Source organism: Thauera sp. GDN1, assembly GCF_029223545.1.
GTDB lineage: Bacteria > Pseudomonadota > Gammaproteobacteria > Burkholderiales > Rhodocyclaceae > Thauera.
In genome coordinates, this window is the sequence record NZ_CP097870.1 from 772,769 (window position 1) to 788,527 (window position 15,759).

At 69.1% G+C, this 15,759-nt stretch carries 12 protein-coding genes; 10 read left to right on the forward strand and 2 right to left on the reverse strand.

Annotation, left to right across the window (positions count from 1 at the left end; genetic code table 11):
• Positions 1 to 109: 109 nt before the first annotated feature.
• Positions 110 to 1,957: a phosphoenolpyruvate carboxykinase (GTP) gene (locus tag CKCBHOJB_RS03490; protein WP_281050648.1), complete on the reverse strand. Its 1,848-nt coding sequence runs from the start codon at positions 1,955 to 1,957 to the stop codon at positions 110 to 112.
• Positions 1,958 to 2,340: 383 nt separating this feature from the next.
• Between CKCBHOJB_RS03490 and CKCBHOJB_RS03495 the strand changes: the two genes are divergently transcribed.
• The 3 genes from CKCBHOJB_RS03495 to pbpG all read left to right on the forward strand — a co-directional run bounded on the left by CKCBHOJB_RS03495 (position 2,341) and on the right by pbpG (position 7,171).
• On the forward strand, positions 2,341 to 4,614 hold the full coding sequence (locus CKCBHOJB_RS03495) for an NADP-dependent malic enzyme (RefSeq protein WP_281050649.1): 2,274 nt from the start codon (positions 2,341 to 2,343) through the stop codon (positions 4,612 to 4,614).
• A gap of 80 nt (positions 4,615 to 4,694) precedes the next feature.
• Positions 4,695 to 5,834, forward strand: coding sequence for a patatin-like phospholipase family protein (locus CKCBHOJB_RS03500; protein ID WP_281050650.1), 1,140 nt, complete (start codon positions 4,695 to 4,697; stop codon positions 5,832 to 5,834).
• A 176-nt stretch (positions 5,835 to 6,010) separates the two neighbouring features.
• Positions 6,011 to 7,171, forward strand: coding sequence for a D-alanyl-D-alanine endopeptidase (pbpG, locus tag CKCBHOJB_RS03505; protein ID WP_281050651.1), 1,161 nt, complete (start codon positions 6,011 to 6,013; stop codon positions 7,169 to 7,171).
• A 48-nt stretch (positions 7,172 to 7,219) separates the two neighbouring features.
• On the opposite strand, the gene CKCBHOJB_RS03510 is transcribed toward pbpG, so the two are convergent.
• Positions 7,220 to 8,017 (reverse strand): IclR family transcriptional regulator, encoded by a 798-nt coding sequence (locus tag CKCBHOJB_RS03510; protein WP_281050652.1) that lies wholly within the window; start codon positions 8,015 to 8,017, stop codon positions 7,220 to 7,222.
• Between the two features lie 209 nt (positions 8,018 to 8,226).
• Between CKCBHOJB_RS03510 and CKCBHOJB_RS03515 the strand changes: the two genes are divergently transcribed.
• From CKCBHOJB_RS03515 to CKCBHOJB_RS03545, 7 genes are all read left to right on the forward strand, one after another.
• On the forward strand, positions 8,227 to 11,088 hold the full coding sequence (locus CKCBHOJB_RS03515) for a monovalent cation/H+ antiporter subunit A (protein ID WP_281050653.1): 2,862 nt from the start codon (positions 8,227 to 8,229) through the stop codon (positions 11,086 to 11,088).
• Positions 11,088 to 11,504 carry a Na+/H+ antiporter subunit C gene (locus CKCBHOJB_RS03520; RefSeq protein ID WP_281050654.1) on the forward strand — a complete coding sequence of 139 codons (417 nt, stop codon included), beginning with the start codon at positions 11,088 to 11,090 and terminating at the stop codon, positions 11,502 to 11,504. Before CKCBHOJB_RS03515 ends, CKCBHOJB_RS03520 begins: the two co-directional genes overlap by 1 nt.
• Complete coding sequence (locus tag CKCBHOJB_RS03525) at positions 11,501 to 13,021, forward strand: monovalent cation/H+ antiporter subunit D (RefSeq protein ID WP_281050655.1); 1,521 nt, start codon at positions 11,501 to 11,503, stop codon at positions 13,019 to 13,021. Before CKCBHOJB_RS03520 ends, CKCBHOJB_RS03525 begins: the two co-directional genes overlap by 4 nt.
• Positions 13,021 to 13,548, forward strand: coding sequence for a Na+/H+ antiporter subunit E (locus tag CKCBHOJB_RS03530; RefSeq protein WP_281050656.1), 528 nt, complete (start codon positions 13,021 to 13,023; stop codon positions 13,546 to 13,548). Before CKCBHOJB_RS03525 ends, CKCBHOJB_RS03530 begins: the two co-directional genes overlap by 1 nt.
• Positions 13,545 to 13,814 (forward strand): K+/H+ antiporter subunit F, encoded by a 270-nt coding sequence (locus CKCBHOJB_RS03535; RefSeq protein WP_281050657.1) that lies wholly within the window; start codon positions 13,545 to 13,547, stop codon positions 13,812 to 13,814. Before CKCBHOJB_RS03530 ends, CKCBHOJB_RS03535 begins: the two co-directional genes overlap by 4 nt.
• Before the next feature lie 14 nt (positions 13,815 to 13,828).
• Positions 13,829 to 14,236, forward strand: a complete 408-nt coding sequence (locus tag CKCBHOJB_RS03540) for a Na+/H+ antiporter subunit G (protein WP_281050658.1) — start codon at positions 13,829 to 13,831, stop codon at positions 14,234 to 14,236.
• 110 nt (positions 14,237 to 14,346) lie between these two features.
• Positions 14,347 to 15,609 (forward strand): pseudouridine synthase, encoded by a 1,263-nt coding sequence (locus CKCBHOJB_RS03545; RefSeq protein WP_281050659.1) that lies wholly within the window; start codon positions 14,347 to 14,349, stop codon positions 15,607 to 15,609.
• Positions 15,610 to 15,759 lie beyond the last annotated feature (150 nt).

Sequence of the window (15,759 nt, forward strand, 5' to 3'; positions counted from 1 at the left end):
CTCGTGGCTGTCCGCCTCAATCGCGGCTACCGCCGCTCCCACAGTCCTCAATCGCGGCTACCGCCGCTCCCACAGTCCTCAATCGCGGCTACCGCCGCTCCCACGGAGCTCAGTCGGTGTTGAGCGCCAGTTCGAACAGCTCGCGCTTCAAGACCAGCTGGCGCGGCAGGCGGTCCTGCAGCTTGTCGAACCACTCCTTGTGCGAGTTGAGCTCGGTGCGCCAGGCGTCGGTGTCGACCTTGGTCAGGGCGTCGAACTCCTCGCGGCTGATCTCGGCGCCGGTCCAGTCGAGGTCGTCGAAGCGCGGCATCCAGCCAAGCGCGGTTTCCTTGGCCTGGACCTTGCCCTGGCAGCGTTCGACGATCCACCTCAGCACGCGCATGTTCTCGCCGAAGCCGGGCCACATGAAGTTGCCCTTCTCGTCCATGCGGAACCAGTTCACGCAGAAGATCTTCGGGGTGTCCTCGACGACGTGGCCCATGCGCAGCCAGTGGTTGAAATAGTCGCCCATGTGGTAGCCGCAGAAGGGCAGCATCGCGAACGGATCGCGACGCACCACGCCCTGCGCGCCGAAGGCGGCGGCGGTGGTTTCCGAGCCCAGGGTCGAGGCCATGTACACGCCGAAGTTCCAGTTGAAGGCCTGGTACACCAGCGGCACGGTGGTGGCGCGGCGGCCGCCGAAGATGAAGGCCGAGATCGGCACGCCGGCGGGGTCTTCCCAGGACGGGTCGATCGACGGGCACTGGCTGGCGGGGGCGGTGAAGCGCGCGTTGGGGTGGGCCGCCTTGCGGCCGGTTTCGGCGGCGATCTCGGGCGTCCAGTCCTTGCCCTGCCAGTCCACCAGGTGGGCCGGGGCCTCCTTGCTCATGCCTTCCCACCACACGTCGCCGTCGTCGGTCAGCGCGACGTTGGTGAAGATGATGTTTTCCTTGAGCGTGGCCATCGCGTTGTAGTTGGTCTTCTCCGAGGTGCCGGGGGCGACGCCGAAGTAGCCGAACTCGGGGTTGATGGCGCGGAACTTGCCGTCGGGGCCGGGCTTGATCCAGGCGATGTCGTCGCCGACGGTGGTGATCTTCCAGCCGTCGAAGGACTTCGGCGGGATCAGCATGGCGAAGTTGGTCTTGCCGCAGGCCGAGGGGAAGGCTGCGGCGACGTAGGACTTCTCGCCCTCCGGGGACTCGACGCCGAGGATCAGCATGTGCTCGGCCAGCCAGCCTTCGTCACGCGCCATGGTGGAGGCGATGCGCAGGGCGAAGCACTTCTTGCCGAGCAGGGCGTTGCCGCCGTAGCCCGAGCCGTAGGACCAGATCTCGCGCGTCTCGGGGTAGTGCACGATGTACTTGGTGGTCGGGTTGCACGGCCAGCGGCTGTCCTTCTCGCCGTGGGCGAGCGGGGCGCCGACGGTGTGCACGCAGGGCACGAATTCGCCATCGGTGCCGAGCACGTCGATCGCGCCACGGCCCATGCGGGTCATGGTGCGCATGTTGGCGACGACGTAGGGGCTGTCCGAGATCTCGACGCCGATGTGGGCGATCGGGCTGCCGAGCGGGCCCATCGAGAACGGGATGACGTACATCGTGCGGCCGTGCATCGAACTCTTGAACAGACCGTTCAGGGTTTCGCGCATGACCTTGGGGTCTTCCCAGTTATTGGTCGGGCCGGCGTCTTCCTTCTTTGCCGAGCAGATGAAGGTGCGGTCCTCGACGCGGGCGACGTCCGAAGGATCGGACCAGGCGAGGTAGGAGTTCTTGCGCTTTTCCGGATTCAGCTTGATCAGCATGCCGGATTCGACCATCTCGGCGCACAGGCGGTCGTATTCCTCCTGCGAGCCGTCGCACCAGACCACGCGGTCGGGTTCGGTCAGCGCGGCAATCTCGCCGACCCACTGCTTGAGGGCTTCGTGGCGGACGTATTCGGGGGCAGCGGCAATGGCCGCCTGGGCGTGGTTCTGAGACATGAGTACAGCTCTCCCGTGCTGTGATTCGAAACCATTCCCGTCGGTCGGCCATCGCGGACAAGGTGACACTGCCCGGCCGGCGGGCTGCCGGGCGCCTGGCGCCCGTATCGCGGCCTTCGTCTTCCGGAGAAGGGGACCGTCGAAAGCCTATAATTATGCCACGGCACCCGCCCCGCGATGTGGGTGAAGCGTGAGCAATTGCAGCGAACGACCGGGTTTGATCGGCGTGTTTCATATAGCAGATCGGTTTTCCGTAATATGAAAAGTTATCGAAACTTGCTATGGTTCGATAATCCCGCATGCGTGGCTGTCGCACGGACCGGATCTGCAGGCCGCGCGGGGCGAGTACACCTCCAGGAACAGGACGAGACAGGAAGGACACCATGGATGAACTGATTCGCGCAGCAGCCCTCGACTATCACCGCTATCCGCGTCCCGGCAAGATCTCGGTGACGCCCACCAAGGTGCTGTCCAACCAGCGCGACCTGTCGCTGGCCTACTCGCCCGGCGTGGCCGCGGCCTGCGACGCGATCGTCGAGGATCCGGCCCAGGCGGCCGAGCTGACCGCGCGCTCCAACCTCATCGGCGTGGTCACCAACGGTACCGCGGTGCTCGGCCTGGGCAACATCGGCCCGCTCGCGGCCAAGCCGGTGATGGAGGGCAAGGGCGTGCTGTTCAAGAAGTTCGCCGGCATCGACGTGTTCGACCTCGAGATCGACGAGCCCGACGCCGACAAGCTGATCGACATGATCGCGGCGCTCGAGCCCACCTTCGGCGGCATCAACCTCGAGGACATCAAGGCCCCCGAGTGCTTCTACATCGAGCAGAAGCTGCGTGAGCGCATGAAGATCCCGGTCTTCCACGACGACCAGCACGGCACCGCGATCGTGGTCGGCGCGGCGATCCTGAACGGCCTGCACCTGCAGGGCAAGGACCTGAAGAAGGTCAAGCTGGTGACCTCCGGTGCCGGCGCTGCGGCGCTCGCCTGCCTGGGCCTGCTGGTCAAGCTCGGCATCCCGGTCGAGAACATCTGGGTCACCGACATCGAGGGCGTGGTCTATGAGGGCCGCACCACGCTGATGGACCCGATCAAGGCGCGCTACGCCAAGAAGACCGAGGCCCGCAAGCTCGCCGAGGTCATCGAGGGCGCGGACGTGTTCCTCGGCCTGTCGGCCGGCGGCGTGCTCAAGGGCGAGATGGTGGCGAAGATGGCGGCCAACCCGCTGATCCTCGCGCTCGCCAACCCGACCCCGGAGATCCTTCCCGACGAGGTCAAGAAGGTGCGCGACGACGCGATCATCGCCACCGGCCGTTCGGACTATCCGAACCAGGTCAACAACGTGCTGTGCTTCCCCTTCATCTTCCGCGGCGCGCTCGACGTCGGCGCGACCACCATCACCGACGAGATGCAGCTCGCCGCGGTGAAGGCGATCGCCGAACTGGCGCGCGTGGAGCAGAGCGACATCGTCGCCGCCGCCTACGGCGAGAAGGTCGGCGGCTTCGGCCCCGAGTACATCATCCCGCGCCCCTTCGACCCGCGCCTGATCGTCAAGATCGCGCCGGCGGTGGCCGAGGCCGGCATGGCCTCGGGCGTGGCGACCCGCCCGATCACCGACTGGCATGCCTACCGCGGCCAGCTCAACAACTTCATCTGGCACTCCGGCCTGATCATGAAGCCGGTTTTCGCCGCCGCGCGCGAGAACCCGAAGCGCATCATCTTCTCCGAGGGCGAATCCGAGAAGGTGCTGCGCGCGGTGCAGCAGGTCGTCGACGAAGGCCTGGCGCGTCCGATCCTGATCGGCCGTCCGGACGTGGTGATCAACAACATCGAGCGCTTCGGCCTGCGCATGGCGGTCGAGCGCGACTTCGAGCTGGTCAATCCGGATTCCGATCCGCGCTTCAACGAGCTGTGGCAGCACTACCACAGCCTGATGGAGCGCCGTGGCGTGTCGGTGGAGTACGCCAAGAAGGAAGTGCGCCGCCGCACCACGCTGATCGGCACGCTGCTGCTGAAGTTCGGCTACGGCGACGGCCTGATCTGCGGCACCTACGGCATGCACCGCCTGCACCGCGAGTTCGTCGAGACCGTGCTCGGCCGGCGTGAGGGCGTCGATCACCTGTACACGGTGAACCTGCTGAACCTGCCCGAGCGCACGGTCTTCCTCGCCGACACCTACGTGAACTACGACCCGACGCCGGAGCAGGTGGTCGAGATGACCCGGCTCGCCGCCGAGGAGATGAAGCGCTTCGGCATCGAGCCGCGCATCGCGCTGCTGTCGCATTCGTCCTTCGGCTCGGCCGACTCGCCGACCGCGGAGAAGATGCGCACCGCGCTGCGCCTGCTGCACGAGCGTCACCCCGAGCTCCAGGTCGAAGGCGAGATGCACGGCGACTCGGCGCTCGACGCCAGGCACCGCCTGCAGATCTTCCCCAACGCGAAGATGCGCGAGGACGCCAACCTGCTGATCTTCCCGACCCTGGACGCGGCCAACATCGCCTTCAACCTGCTGAAGAACGCGGCCGGCAGCGGCATGACGGTGGGGCCGATCCTGCTCGGCGCCTCCAAGCCGGTGCACATCCTGACCCCCTCGGCCACCGTGCGCCGCATCATCAACATGACCGCGCTCACCGTGGTCGAGGCGGGGCAGGCCGGCTGAGGACGGCGACGCGACATTTGCCCTTGCCTGCCGCTCGCGCCCTGCGCCATGCTGGTGCCGGGATGTGAGCGGGGGCGGCAATGGACGGGCACGAGGGGCGCGCGGCACTGGTACTCACCGGCGGTGGCGCGCGCGCGGCCTATCAGGTCGGCGTGCTCAAGGCCATCCGCGAGCTCCGTGGCCGGCGCCCGGGAAATCCCTTTCCCATCCTGTGCGGGACCTCGGCCGGCGCGATCAATGCCGCTGCGCTCGCCGTGCACGCGGGCGACTTCGGCCGCGCCGTGCGCCACATCGACCGCGTCTGGCGCGGCCTGCACGCGCACGACGTCTATCGCGTCGATCCGGCGGCGCTGTTCGGCAGCGGCGTGCGCTGGGGCTCCGCGCTGTTCGGCGGCTGGCTGCTGCGCCAGACGCCGCGCTCCCTGCTCGACAACGCGCCGCTGCAGGCCCTGCTCGAGCGCGTGCTCGACCTGTCGGCGATCGATGCGGCGATCAAGCGCGGCGACCTCCATGCGGTGAGCGTCACCGCCTCCGGCTACGGCACCGGCGAGAGCCTCGCCTTCTTCCAGGGCTCGATCGACATCCTGCCGTGGCGGCGCGCGCAGCGGGTCGGCGTGCGCAGCGAACTGCACATCGAGCACCTGATGGCCAGCGCGGCGCTGCCCTTCGTCTTCCCCGCGGTCAGGATCCATCGCGAGTACTTCGGCGACGGCTCGATGCGCCAGCTCGCGCCGGTGAGCCCGGCGATCCACCTCGGCGCCGACCGCATCCTGGTGATCGGTGCCGGGCGCACGGAGGAGGAGGGGCGAGTGCGCGCCGAACGCTATCCCTCGCCCGCGCAGATCGCCGGCCACGCCCTGTCCAGCATCTTCCTCGACACGCTGGAGGTGGATCTGGAGAGCCTGGCGCGCATCAACGACACCGTGGGGCGGATCACGCCCGCGCAGCGCGTGGCGGCCGGCATTCCGTTCCGTCCGATCGAGACGCTGGTCATCCTGCCCTCGCAACGGCTGGATACAATAGCGGGTAGACACGCCCGCAGCCTGCCCGCGCTGCTGCGGACCGTGCTGCGCGGGCTGGGGACGCTGCGCCGCGAGGGGTCGACGCTGCTCTCCTACCTGCTGTTCGAGCCCGGCTTCACCCGGGCGCTGATCGAGCTCGGCTACCATGACGCGATGGCGCGCGCTCCGGAATTGCGGCGCTTCCTGCGCCTGGAGTAGCGGGCGGCGGGCGACGAGGCGGCGGATTTCTTCCGCACGGCGGGGCCCGATCCGTCGCGAATGTGGGAAAATTTCACGCCGTTCTTCGAAACGGCTTGAAATCCTTTTTGTATCTGCTTATTTTTAAACCGAAACGCAGCGCATCCCGCCTGCTCCCCTTTCTGCCTGCCGCCGCCATGAAGCTCAGAATCCTCGTCGCCGCCTTTGCCGCGCTGTTCGCGCTGCAATCCGGAGCGGCCAACGCCGCCACCAGTACCAGCCGGACCTCCGCGAAGGCTGCGGCGGCTGCCAAGAGCACTGCGAAGAAGGCGGCGGTCAAGCCGAAGGCGGTGGCGGCCAAGTCGGCCGCCGCGAAGAAGGCCGCCGCCAAGCCGGCCGCGAAGGGCAAGGTGGCGAGCCAGGCGAAGACCACGAAGAAATCAGCCGCGAAGGCGGCACGCAGCAAGGCGGCGCCGGTGCGCGTGAGCCTGCGCAAGGCTGCTCCGGCCGCGCTGGCGCTCGCTCCGGCATCGGTGCTGGCCAGCGAGCCCGACGAGGCGCTCGCCGTCGACGCCGGCGGCATGCCGGTGCTGGGTTCCAGCGCCTTTTACGTGATCAACCAGAATACCGGCGAGGTGCTGCTCGAGCGCAACGGCTCGGCGGTGCTGCCGATCGCCTCCATCACCAAGCTGATGACGGCGATGGTGGTGCTGGATTCCGGCCTGGGCCTGTCCGAGCAGCTCGTCATCACCGAGGGCGACATCGACCGCCTGAAGGGCACCGGTTCGCGGCTGTCGCTCGGTACCGCGCTGACGCGCGAGGACATGCTGCACCTGGCGCTGATGTCGTCTGAGAACCGCGCGGCCTCCGCGCTGGCGCGCAACTACCCGGGGGGCGAAGCCGCCTTCGTCGAGGCGATGAACGTCAAGGCCCGCCTGCTCGGCCTGTGGAACACCCGCTTCCACGACAGCACCGGCCTCAACCCGGCCAACGTCTCCAGTCCGCGCGACCTCGCCAAGCTGGTCGCGGCCTCGGCGTCCTATCCGCTGATCCGCCAGTTCTCGACCTCGCCCGAGCGCTACGTCGACATCAATGGCCGCACGCATCGCTTCGGCAACACCAACAGCCTGGTGCGCAGCCCGGAGTGGGCGATCAGCGTGTCCAAGACCGGTTACATCTCCGAAGCCGGACGCTGCCTGGTGATGCAGACCTGGCTGCACCAGCAGCCGGTGGTGATGGTGCTGATGGATTCGCAGGGGCGCTATACCCGCACCGCCGACGCCAAGCGCGTGCGCAAGTGGCTCGAGCAGAACACGACCCAGCGCGTGGCGGCCGCAGGCAAGGGCATCGACGGCTGATGATGCGGCGCCGGGTGCATGCCCCGGCGCCTTCGTGTGAATGCGGCGTCAGGCGCGTGCCGGCAGATGGCCGAGTGCGCGCGAGATCTCGTCGGCCGTTTCCTTGACCAGCGGCGCCCAGTCGGGATTGAAACGCTCCGAGGGGGTCGACAGCGACAGGCCGGCGACCAGTTCGCCGCCGTCGTCGCGGATGCCGGCGGCGATGCAGCGCACCCCCGCTTCCACCTCGTCGAGGTCGAAGGCCACGCCGTGGCGGCGCACGCGGTCGAGTTCCTTTTCCAGTGCGGGCAGGGTGATGATCGAGGCCGGGGTCGACGCCGGCAGGCCGGTGCGGCGCGCGTAGTCGCGGATGCGCTCGAGCCCGTCCTCGACCAGGAACAGCTTGCCGGTGGCGGTGGTGTGGAGCGGCGCGCGTGCGCCGACGATGTGCACCACGCGCACCGAGGCGCGGCCGCTCGAGGTGCGCTCGACATAGACGATCTCGTCACCGGCGCGCACGCCCAGGTTCACGCTCTCGCCGGTTGCGGCGTGCAGCTTGAGCATGTAGGGCATCGCGGTCTCGCGCAACGAGATGCGCGACTTCACGATGCTGCCGAGTTCGAGCAGGCGGATGCCCAGGCGATAGATGCCGGCGTCGGAGCGTTCGACGAAGCCGCTGTGGGTCATCGCCCCGAGGATGCGGTGCGCGGTCGAGGGGTGCAGCCCGGTCTCGAGCGCGAGCTGCTTGAGCGGGACGGGGTCGGCGTGCTGGGCGAGCACGTCGAGCAGCTTCATCATGCGCTCGATCACCTGGATCGAGGTCTTGGCTTCGCTGGTCGTGCTGGATTCGGTCTTGTTGGTGGCCACGGCGGATTCGGAATGGTGCAGGCGATATCACCTGATGAAATGGTAACCGCCTGCGTTGATTTCGCCTAGTGAAATAGCGCGTCATGCGGTGGTTGGCCGGCTTCGCTATATACTTTGGCCGAAACACACGGTCCGCCTCGACTGGCGCGGCCTGCGCCGCACCGGAGCCATCTCCTTCCCGTCACCCCGACCCCCTGCCGGATGCCTCGATGAGTCTCGTCCTGATCGTGTTGCTGCCCTTCATCGGCGCGCTGTTCCCGGCGCTGATGATCCGCGCCGGCCGCAGCGCCTGCGCCGCCGGCACGCTGGCGTTCACCCTGCTGGCCTTCGCCCTGCTGATGTCCAATGCGCCGGCCGTGTTCCGCGGCGAGGTGGTGACCGCGAGCTGGGACTGGCTGCCGGCGCTCGGCCTGCAGGCGAGCTTCTTCCTCGACGGCCTCGGCCTGTTCTTCGCCGGCCTGATCCTGGGCATCGGCATGCTGATCATCGTCTATGCGCGCTTCTACCTAGCCAAGGACGACCCGATGGGGGTGTTCTACACCTACCTGCTGCTGTTCCAGGGCGCCATGGTGGGCGTGGTGCTGTCGGACAACATCCTGCTGCTGCTGGTGTTCTGGGAGCTCACCAGCCTGTCGTCCTTCCTGCTGATCGGTTACTGGAAGCACCTGCCCGAGGGTCGCCAGGGCGCGCGCATGGCGCTCACCGTGACCGGCGCCGGCGGGCTGGCGATGATCGCCGGCATGCTGATCCTGGGCGACATCGCCGGCTCCTACAACCTGACCGACATCCTGCAGCACAAGGACGCGATCCAGGCCTCGCCGCTGTACCTGCCGGCGCTGGTGCTGATCCTCGCCGGCTGCTTCACCAAGAGCGCGCAGTTCCCCTTCCACTTCTGGCTGCCGCACGCGATGGCGGCGCCCACGCCGGTGTCGGCCTACCTGCACTCGGCGACGATGGTGAAGGCGGGGCTGTTCCTGATGGCGCGCATGTGGCCGGTGCTCGCCGGCACCAGCGAGTGGTTCTACCTGGTGGCGACCACCGGCCTGGTGACCATGCTGGTGGCGGCCGGCATCGCGCTGTTCAAGGACGACCTCAAGGGCCTGCTGGCCTATTCCACCGTCAGCCACCTCGGCCTGGTGACCATGCTGCTCGGCTTCGGCACCCCGCTGGCGGCGGTGGCGGCGGTGTTCCACATCCTCAACCACGCCACCTTCAAGGCGGCGCTGTTCATGAACGCCGGCATCGTCGACCACGAGGCCGGCACGCGCGACATCAGGCGCCTGGGCGGCCTGCTGCAGCTGATGCCGATCACCGCGACCATGGCGATGGTCGCAGGCGCGTCGATGGCCGGCCTGCCGCCCTTCAACGGCTTCATCTCCAAGGAGATGATGCTCCATGAGGCGGTCGACACGACCTGGCTGGGCAACGGCTGGATCGTCGCCGCGCTGGCCACCCTGGCGGCCTGCTTCTCGGTGGCATATTCGTTCCGCTACATCGTGCATGTGTTCTTCGGTCCGCGCCGCGGCGACTACCCGCACAAGCCGCACGATCCGCCCGCCGGCATGTGGTTGCCGCCCGCGCTGCTGGTGGTGCTGGTGGTGGCGATCGGGCTGTTCCCCGACGCCGTCGCCGGTCCGCTGGTGGCGGTGGTGGCGCGCGCGGTGACAGGTGGTGCGCTGATGGATTACCACCTCGCGCTGTGGCACGGCGTCACCCCGGCGCTCGGCCTGTCGGCGGTCGCGGTGGTGGTCGGTCTCGGCGCGCTGGCGGCCTATGCCCGCGTGCGCGCGGTCTGGCGGGCCGGCCCGCATCCGGAGGCCAAGGCGATGTTCGACGCCTTCATCGCCGCCGCCGCGGCGCTCGCGCAGCGCCTGACCCACGGTCTGCACAACGGCTCGCTGCAGCGCTACCTCGCCTTCGCGCTGATCGCATTCACCGCCGTCGGCTTCGCGGCCTTCTTCAACGCGCCGCATGCGGCGGGAACGCGCGAGCTGCTGCCGGCGCATCCGGCCGCGATCGTGGCCTGGGTGCTGCTGGTGGGCGGCAGTGCGCTCACCGTGGTGCTGTTCCGCCGCCGCGTGCTGGCGGTGCTGGTGGCGGGCACGGTCGGCCTGATCGTGTGCGTGGCCTTCATCTACCTGTCCGCGCCCGACCTCGCGCTGACGCAGATCTCGGTGGAAGTGGCCACGGTGATCCTGATCCTGCTCGCGCTCTACTTCCTGCCCAAGGAGGGGCCGGCGAGTTCGTCGGTGCGCGCCGATCCGCTGCGTCACCTGCGCGACGGCGTGCTGGCGGTGATCGCCGGCCTGGGCATGGCGGGCGCGAGCTGGGCGATGCTGACCCGCGACGGCACCTCGCTGTCGCACTACTACCTGGAGAATTCGGTGTCGGGCGGCGGCGGCACCAACGTGGTGAACGTGATCCTGGTCGACTTCCGCGGCTTCGACACCTTCGGCGAGATCACCGTGCTCGGCATCGCTGCGCTGACCATCTACGCCCTGCTCGACGGCGCGCTGTTCGGCCGTGTCGGTCGCCGCCTGAGCGCGTGGTCGCCCGACCTGCCGCAGTCGGCAGACCGCCATCCGCTGATCATGGTGGTCGCCACCCGGGTGATGCTGCCGCTGGCGATGCTGGTCGGCGCCTACATCTTCCTGCGCGGCCACAACCAGCCGGGCGGCGGCTTCATCGCCGCGCTGGTGGTGTCGATCGCGCTGATCATGCAGTACATGGCGAGCGGCTTCGGCTGGGCCGCGCACCGGGTGAAGGTCAATTACCACGCGATGATAGGTTCCGGCGTGCTGGTCGCAGCCGCGACCGGGGGCGCCGCGATGGTGCTCGACCAGCCCTTCCTCACCTCGACCTTCGGCCACTTCCACCTGCCGCTGGTGGGCGAGTTCGAGCTCGCCAGCGCGATGGCCTTCGATACCGGCGTGTTCCTGACCGTGGTCGGCGCGGTGATGCTGGCGCTGGCCAATCTGTCGCGCATGGGGCGGTGGACCAGCCCGGGCACGATCAACAGGACGGCGATGGACGTGGATCCGAGCGCGTCCCCGCACAAGGAGCAGGGCTGATGGAATTCCTCGTCGCCAGCGCGATCGGCGTGATGACCGCCGCCGGCATCTACCTGGTGCTGCGCGCGCGCACCTTCCCGGTGGTGATCGGCCTGTCGCTGCTCACCTACGCCACCAACCTGTTCCTGTTCGCCACCGGCCGCCTGGCGATCAACCGGCCGCCGGTGATCTCCGCCGACGCGGTGTCCTACATCGATCCGCTGCCGCAGGCGCTGGTGCTGACCGCGATCGTGATCTCCTTCGGCATGACCGCGGTGGTGGTGGTGATGGCGCTGCGCGCCTATCTGGAGACCGGCAACGACCACGTCGACCTCCCCGGCGACGCCTCGCCCGAGGCCAGCGACGACGACTGGAAGCAGCGCGGCCGCAAGCAGGCGGCCGGGCCGGGCGCGAAGAAGGGCGGGGCACGCGCATGAATCACGCCCTGATCCTGCCCATCCTGGTGCCGGCGGTGGTCGGCGCGCTGCTGGTGATGGCCGCGCGCTACGACCGGGTGCTGGCGCGCGTGTTCTCGGTGGCGTCGATGGTGGCGATGGTGGCGATCGCGCTCGGCCTGTTCGTCGCCGCCAGCGACGGCAGCGTGCGCACCTATGTGCTCGGCGCGTGGCCGGCGCCCTTCGGCATCGTGCTCGCGCTCGACCGCCTGTCGGCGCTGATGCTGCTGCTCGGCGCGGTGCTCGGCCTGGGGGTGCTGCTGTACGCGATCAACGGCTGGGACCTGCGCGGCAAGCATTTCCACCCGCTCTACCAGTTCCAGCTGATGGGCATCAACGGCGCCTTCCTGACCGGCGATTTCTTCAACCTGTTCGTGTTCTTCGAGATCCTGCTGATCGCCTCCTACGGCCTGATGGTGCATGGCGGCGGCGGGTTGCGGGTGAAGGCCGGCGTGCAGTACGTGGTCACCAACCTGGTGGGTTCCTCGGTGTTCCTGATCGCGGTCGGCATGATCTACAGCGTCACCGGGACGCTCAACATGGCCGACCTGGCGCTGAAGGTGCCGCAGGTGCCGGCGGCCGACCAGGCCCTGCTGCAGACCGGGGCGCTGCTGCTGCTGCTGGTGTTCGCGGTCAAGGCGGCGCTGGTGCCGGTGCACTTCTGGCTGCCCGGGACCTACGCCAACGCGCCGGGTCCGGTCGCGGCGCTGTTCGCGATCATGACCAAGGTCGGTGCGTACTCCATCATCCGCCTGTACGTGCTCGCCTTCGGCGCCGATGCCGGCGCGGCGGCGTGGCTGGCCGCGCCCTGGCTGCTGCCGGCGGCGCTGGTCACCCTGGTGCTGGGCATGACCGGTGTCCTCGCCGCGCGCAGTCTGGGCCAGATGGCGAGCTTCGCGGTGATCGGCTCGATGGGCATGCTGCTGTCCACGGTGGCGGTGTTCACCGAGCAGGCCACCAGCGCCGCGCTGTACTACCTGATCCACTCCACGCTGGCCGCGGGCACCCTGTTCCTGATCGCCGACCTGGTCGCCGAGCGCCGCGGCCTGTTGCGCGACCGCCTGGTCCCGGCGGCGCGCATCGCCCAGGGCGGGCTGATCGCGACCCTGTTCTTCGTCGCCGCGATCGCGATCACCGGCATGCCGCCGCTGTCCGGCTTCGTCGGCAAGCTGCTGGTGCTGGACGCGGTGCGGGCATCGACGCACGCGACCTGGTTGTGGGCGCTGATCCTGTCGACCTCGCTGATCGCCATCGTGGGTTTCTCGCGCGGCGGCAGCCTGCTGTTCTGGAAGCCTCATGCCCTCCCGCCCGGGCCGGTGGCGGCCCATCGCGCGGATGCGCTGCCCTTCGTCGCGGTCGGCGGACTGCTCGCCTGCCTGGCACTGCTGACCGTGTTCGCAGGGCCGGTTCACGCCTGGCTGGAACTCACCGCTGCGCAGCTCTACGCGCCGGCGGGCTACATCGAGGCGGTGCTCGGCACCGCAGGAGAGGTGCGCTGATGGCCGTCCGACCGCCTGTCACCGACACCCGCAGCCGCTTCGAGCGCTGGCTGCCCCATCCCTGGCTGGCTCTGATGCTGGTGCTGCTGTGGATGTTGCTGCTCAACGAGTTCAGCGTCGGCGGCCTGCTGGTGGGGGGGGGGCTGGCGATCGTCATCTCGCGCCTGACCAGCCAGTTCTGGCCCGAACGCCCGCCGATCAAGTCCTATCGCAAGGCGCTGTCCTATCTGGGGCTGGTGGCCTGGGACGTGGTGGTGGCCAACCTGCAGGTCACGCGCCTGATTCTGTTCCGTCCAGCGGCCAGGCTCGACGTGCGCTGGGTGGTGCTGCCGCTGGAGCTGCGCTCGCCCGAGGCGATCACCGTGCTCGCCGGCACCATCACGATGACGCCGGGTACGGTGTCCTGCGACCTCTCGGCCGACGGCCGCAGCCTGCTGGTGCACTGCCTGGACGCCCCCGATGCCGAGGAGGCGGTCCGCGCCATGAAGGACCGCTACGAGGCCCGCCTCAAGGAGATCTTCCCGTGATCGGATACGCGCTCGATTTCGGCTTCTTCGCGCTCTCGCTCGCCGCGCTGCTCAACCTGTGGCGGCTGTTCCGCGGCCCCTCGCTGATGGACCGCGTGCTGGCCGTCGACACCATGGTGATCAACATCATCGCGCTCATCATCCTGTTCGGCATCCAGCAGCGCACCACGATCTTCTTCGAGGCCGCGCTGCTGTTCGCGATGTTCGGCTTCATTTCCACCGTCGCCTACTGCCGCTTCGTGCTGCGCGGCGACGTCATCGAGTGAGCGGGGGGTACGGCATGGAATTCCTGCTCGAACTGGTCGTATCGGTGCTGATCGTGCTCGGCGGCTTCTTCGCCCTGGTGGGCTCGGTGGGCATGGTCAAGCTGCCCGATCTGCTGACCCGCCTGCATGCGCCGACCAAGGCCACCACGCTCGGCGTCGGCGGCGCGCTGGCGGCCTCGATGGTGTTCTTCGCCGGTTTCGAGGGCGACCTGTCGATCCACGAGGTGCTGATCACCGCCTTCCTGTTCCTGACCGCGCCGATCAGCGCGCACTTCATCGCCAAGGCGCACCTGCACGAGCATGCCGAGCTGCGCGAGGGCCTGCCGCCGACCGGTCGTGCGCAGGGCTGGAGCACCTTCGAGAGCCTGCCCGACCCGGACGAGGACGACGACAGCGACGACACCCGCGCTGCGCATCACTGATGCGGCGCCTGCCCGCTCGCGCGGGACGGGTGAGCGGGTGGGGGCCTGGAGGACGGGTTTGGGCGACGGGTTTGGGCGATAATGCGGCCTTGATCAGCCAGGGGACGCTCGTGAACACCACCCGCCGTAATCCGCCCAAGCCCACGCCTTCGCGCATCAGCGGCACGCTCAAGCTGCGTGTGCGGGACACCGCGGAGGCGGACGCTTCCGTTTCCGGCGAGGAGCGCGAGCCCGAGCGCACGCCCGCTGCGCCGCGCGCCGACAAGGCCCCGCCGCAAGGGCGCCCGGCGCGTGAGCCGGCCGCTGCAGGGCGCGAACCGACGCCGTCCGGACGTGGCCGCCCGCGCGCCGCGGGCGGCGAACGCGGCGAACGCGGTCGCAGGCCGGAGGCCGGCGAGCGCCCGCAGCGCGGCGGCGAGGAGCGCAGGAAGCCGGACGCGGCGCGCAGGTCCCCGAATCGCGACCGGCCGGAGGCGCCGCGCGCAACGCCGGAGCGCCGAAGCGCGGATGCGCCGCGCAGGGCCGCGGACCGCAATGTCCCCGAGGCACCGCGCCCGGCGCCGGCGCGCCGGAAGACCGACGCAGCGCGCGCCGCTCCCGCGGCCGCACCGCGTCCGCCGCGCATGGACGACGCGGTACCGCCCGAGGGCGTGCGCCTGTCCAAGGTCATGGCCGAGCGCGGCATCTGCTCGCGGCGCGAGGCCGACGAGTTCATCGAGCGCGGCTGGGTCTTCGTCGACGGCAAGCGCGTGTCCGAGCTCGGCGTGCGCATCGACCCCGAGGCGCGCGTGACGCTCGCCCCCGAGGCCACCCGCACGCAGCAGCAGCGCGTCACCATCCTGCTGCACAAGCCGGTCGGCTACGTCTCCGGCCAGCCCGAGCCGGGCTATGCGCCCGCGGTCAGCCTGATCGGCGCCGACAACCAGTTCGACCGCGACAGCGCGCAGCGCTTCCACCCCAGTCAGTTGAAGAATCTCGCCCCCGCCGGCCGGCTGGACATCGACTCCACCGGCCTGCTGGTGCTGACCCAGGACGGCCGCGTCGCGCGCCAGCTGATCGGCGAGGATTCCGCGATCGACAAGGAGTACATCGTCCGCGTCGAAGGCACCCTGGCCGAGAACGGCCTGGCGCTGCTGAACCACGGCCTGTGGCTGGACGACCGCCCGCTGCGCCCGGCGCAGGTGGAGTGGATCAACGACGACCAGCTGCGCTTCGTGCTGCGCGAGGGCCGCAAGCGCCAGATCCGCCGCATGTGCGAGCTGGTGGGGTTGAAGGTGGTCGGGCTGAAGCGGGTGCGCATCGGCCGGGTGAAGCTGGGAGAACTTCCGCTCGGGCAGTGGCGTTACCTGCGCGAGGACGAGCGGTTCGGGTGAGCGGGGTGGGGCGAACGGTGCGGAGTTGTATTGCGCGCCTCGAGTTCGTCAAAACGGAAACCTTCTCGGCTCTGTGGCTGGCTGCGAGGACGCGCACGGGGTATTCCTTCCGGTGCTGCGGAACTCGCCCTTCGGGCTCGGACAGTCCTC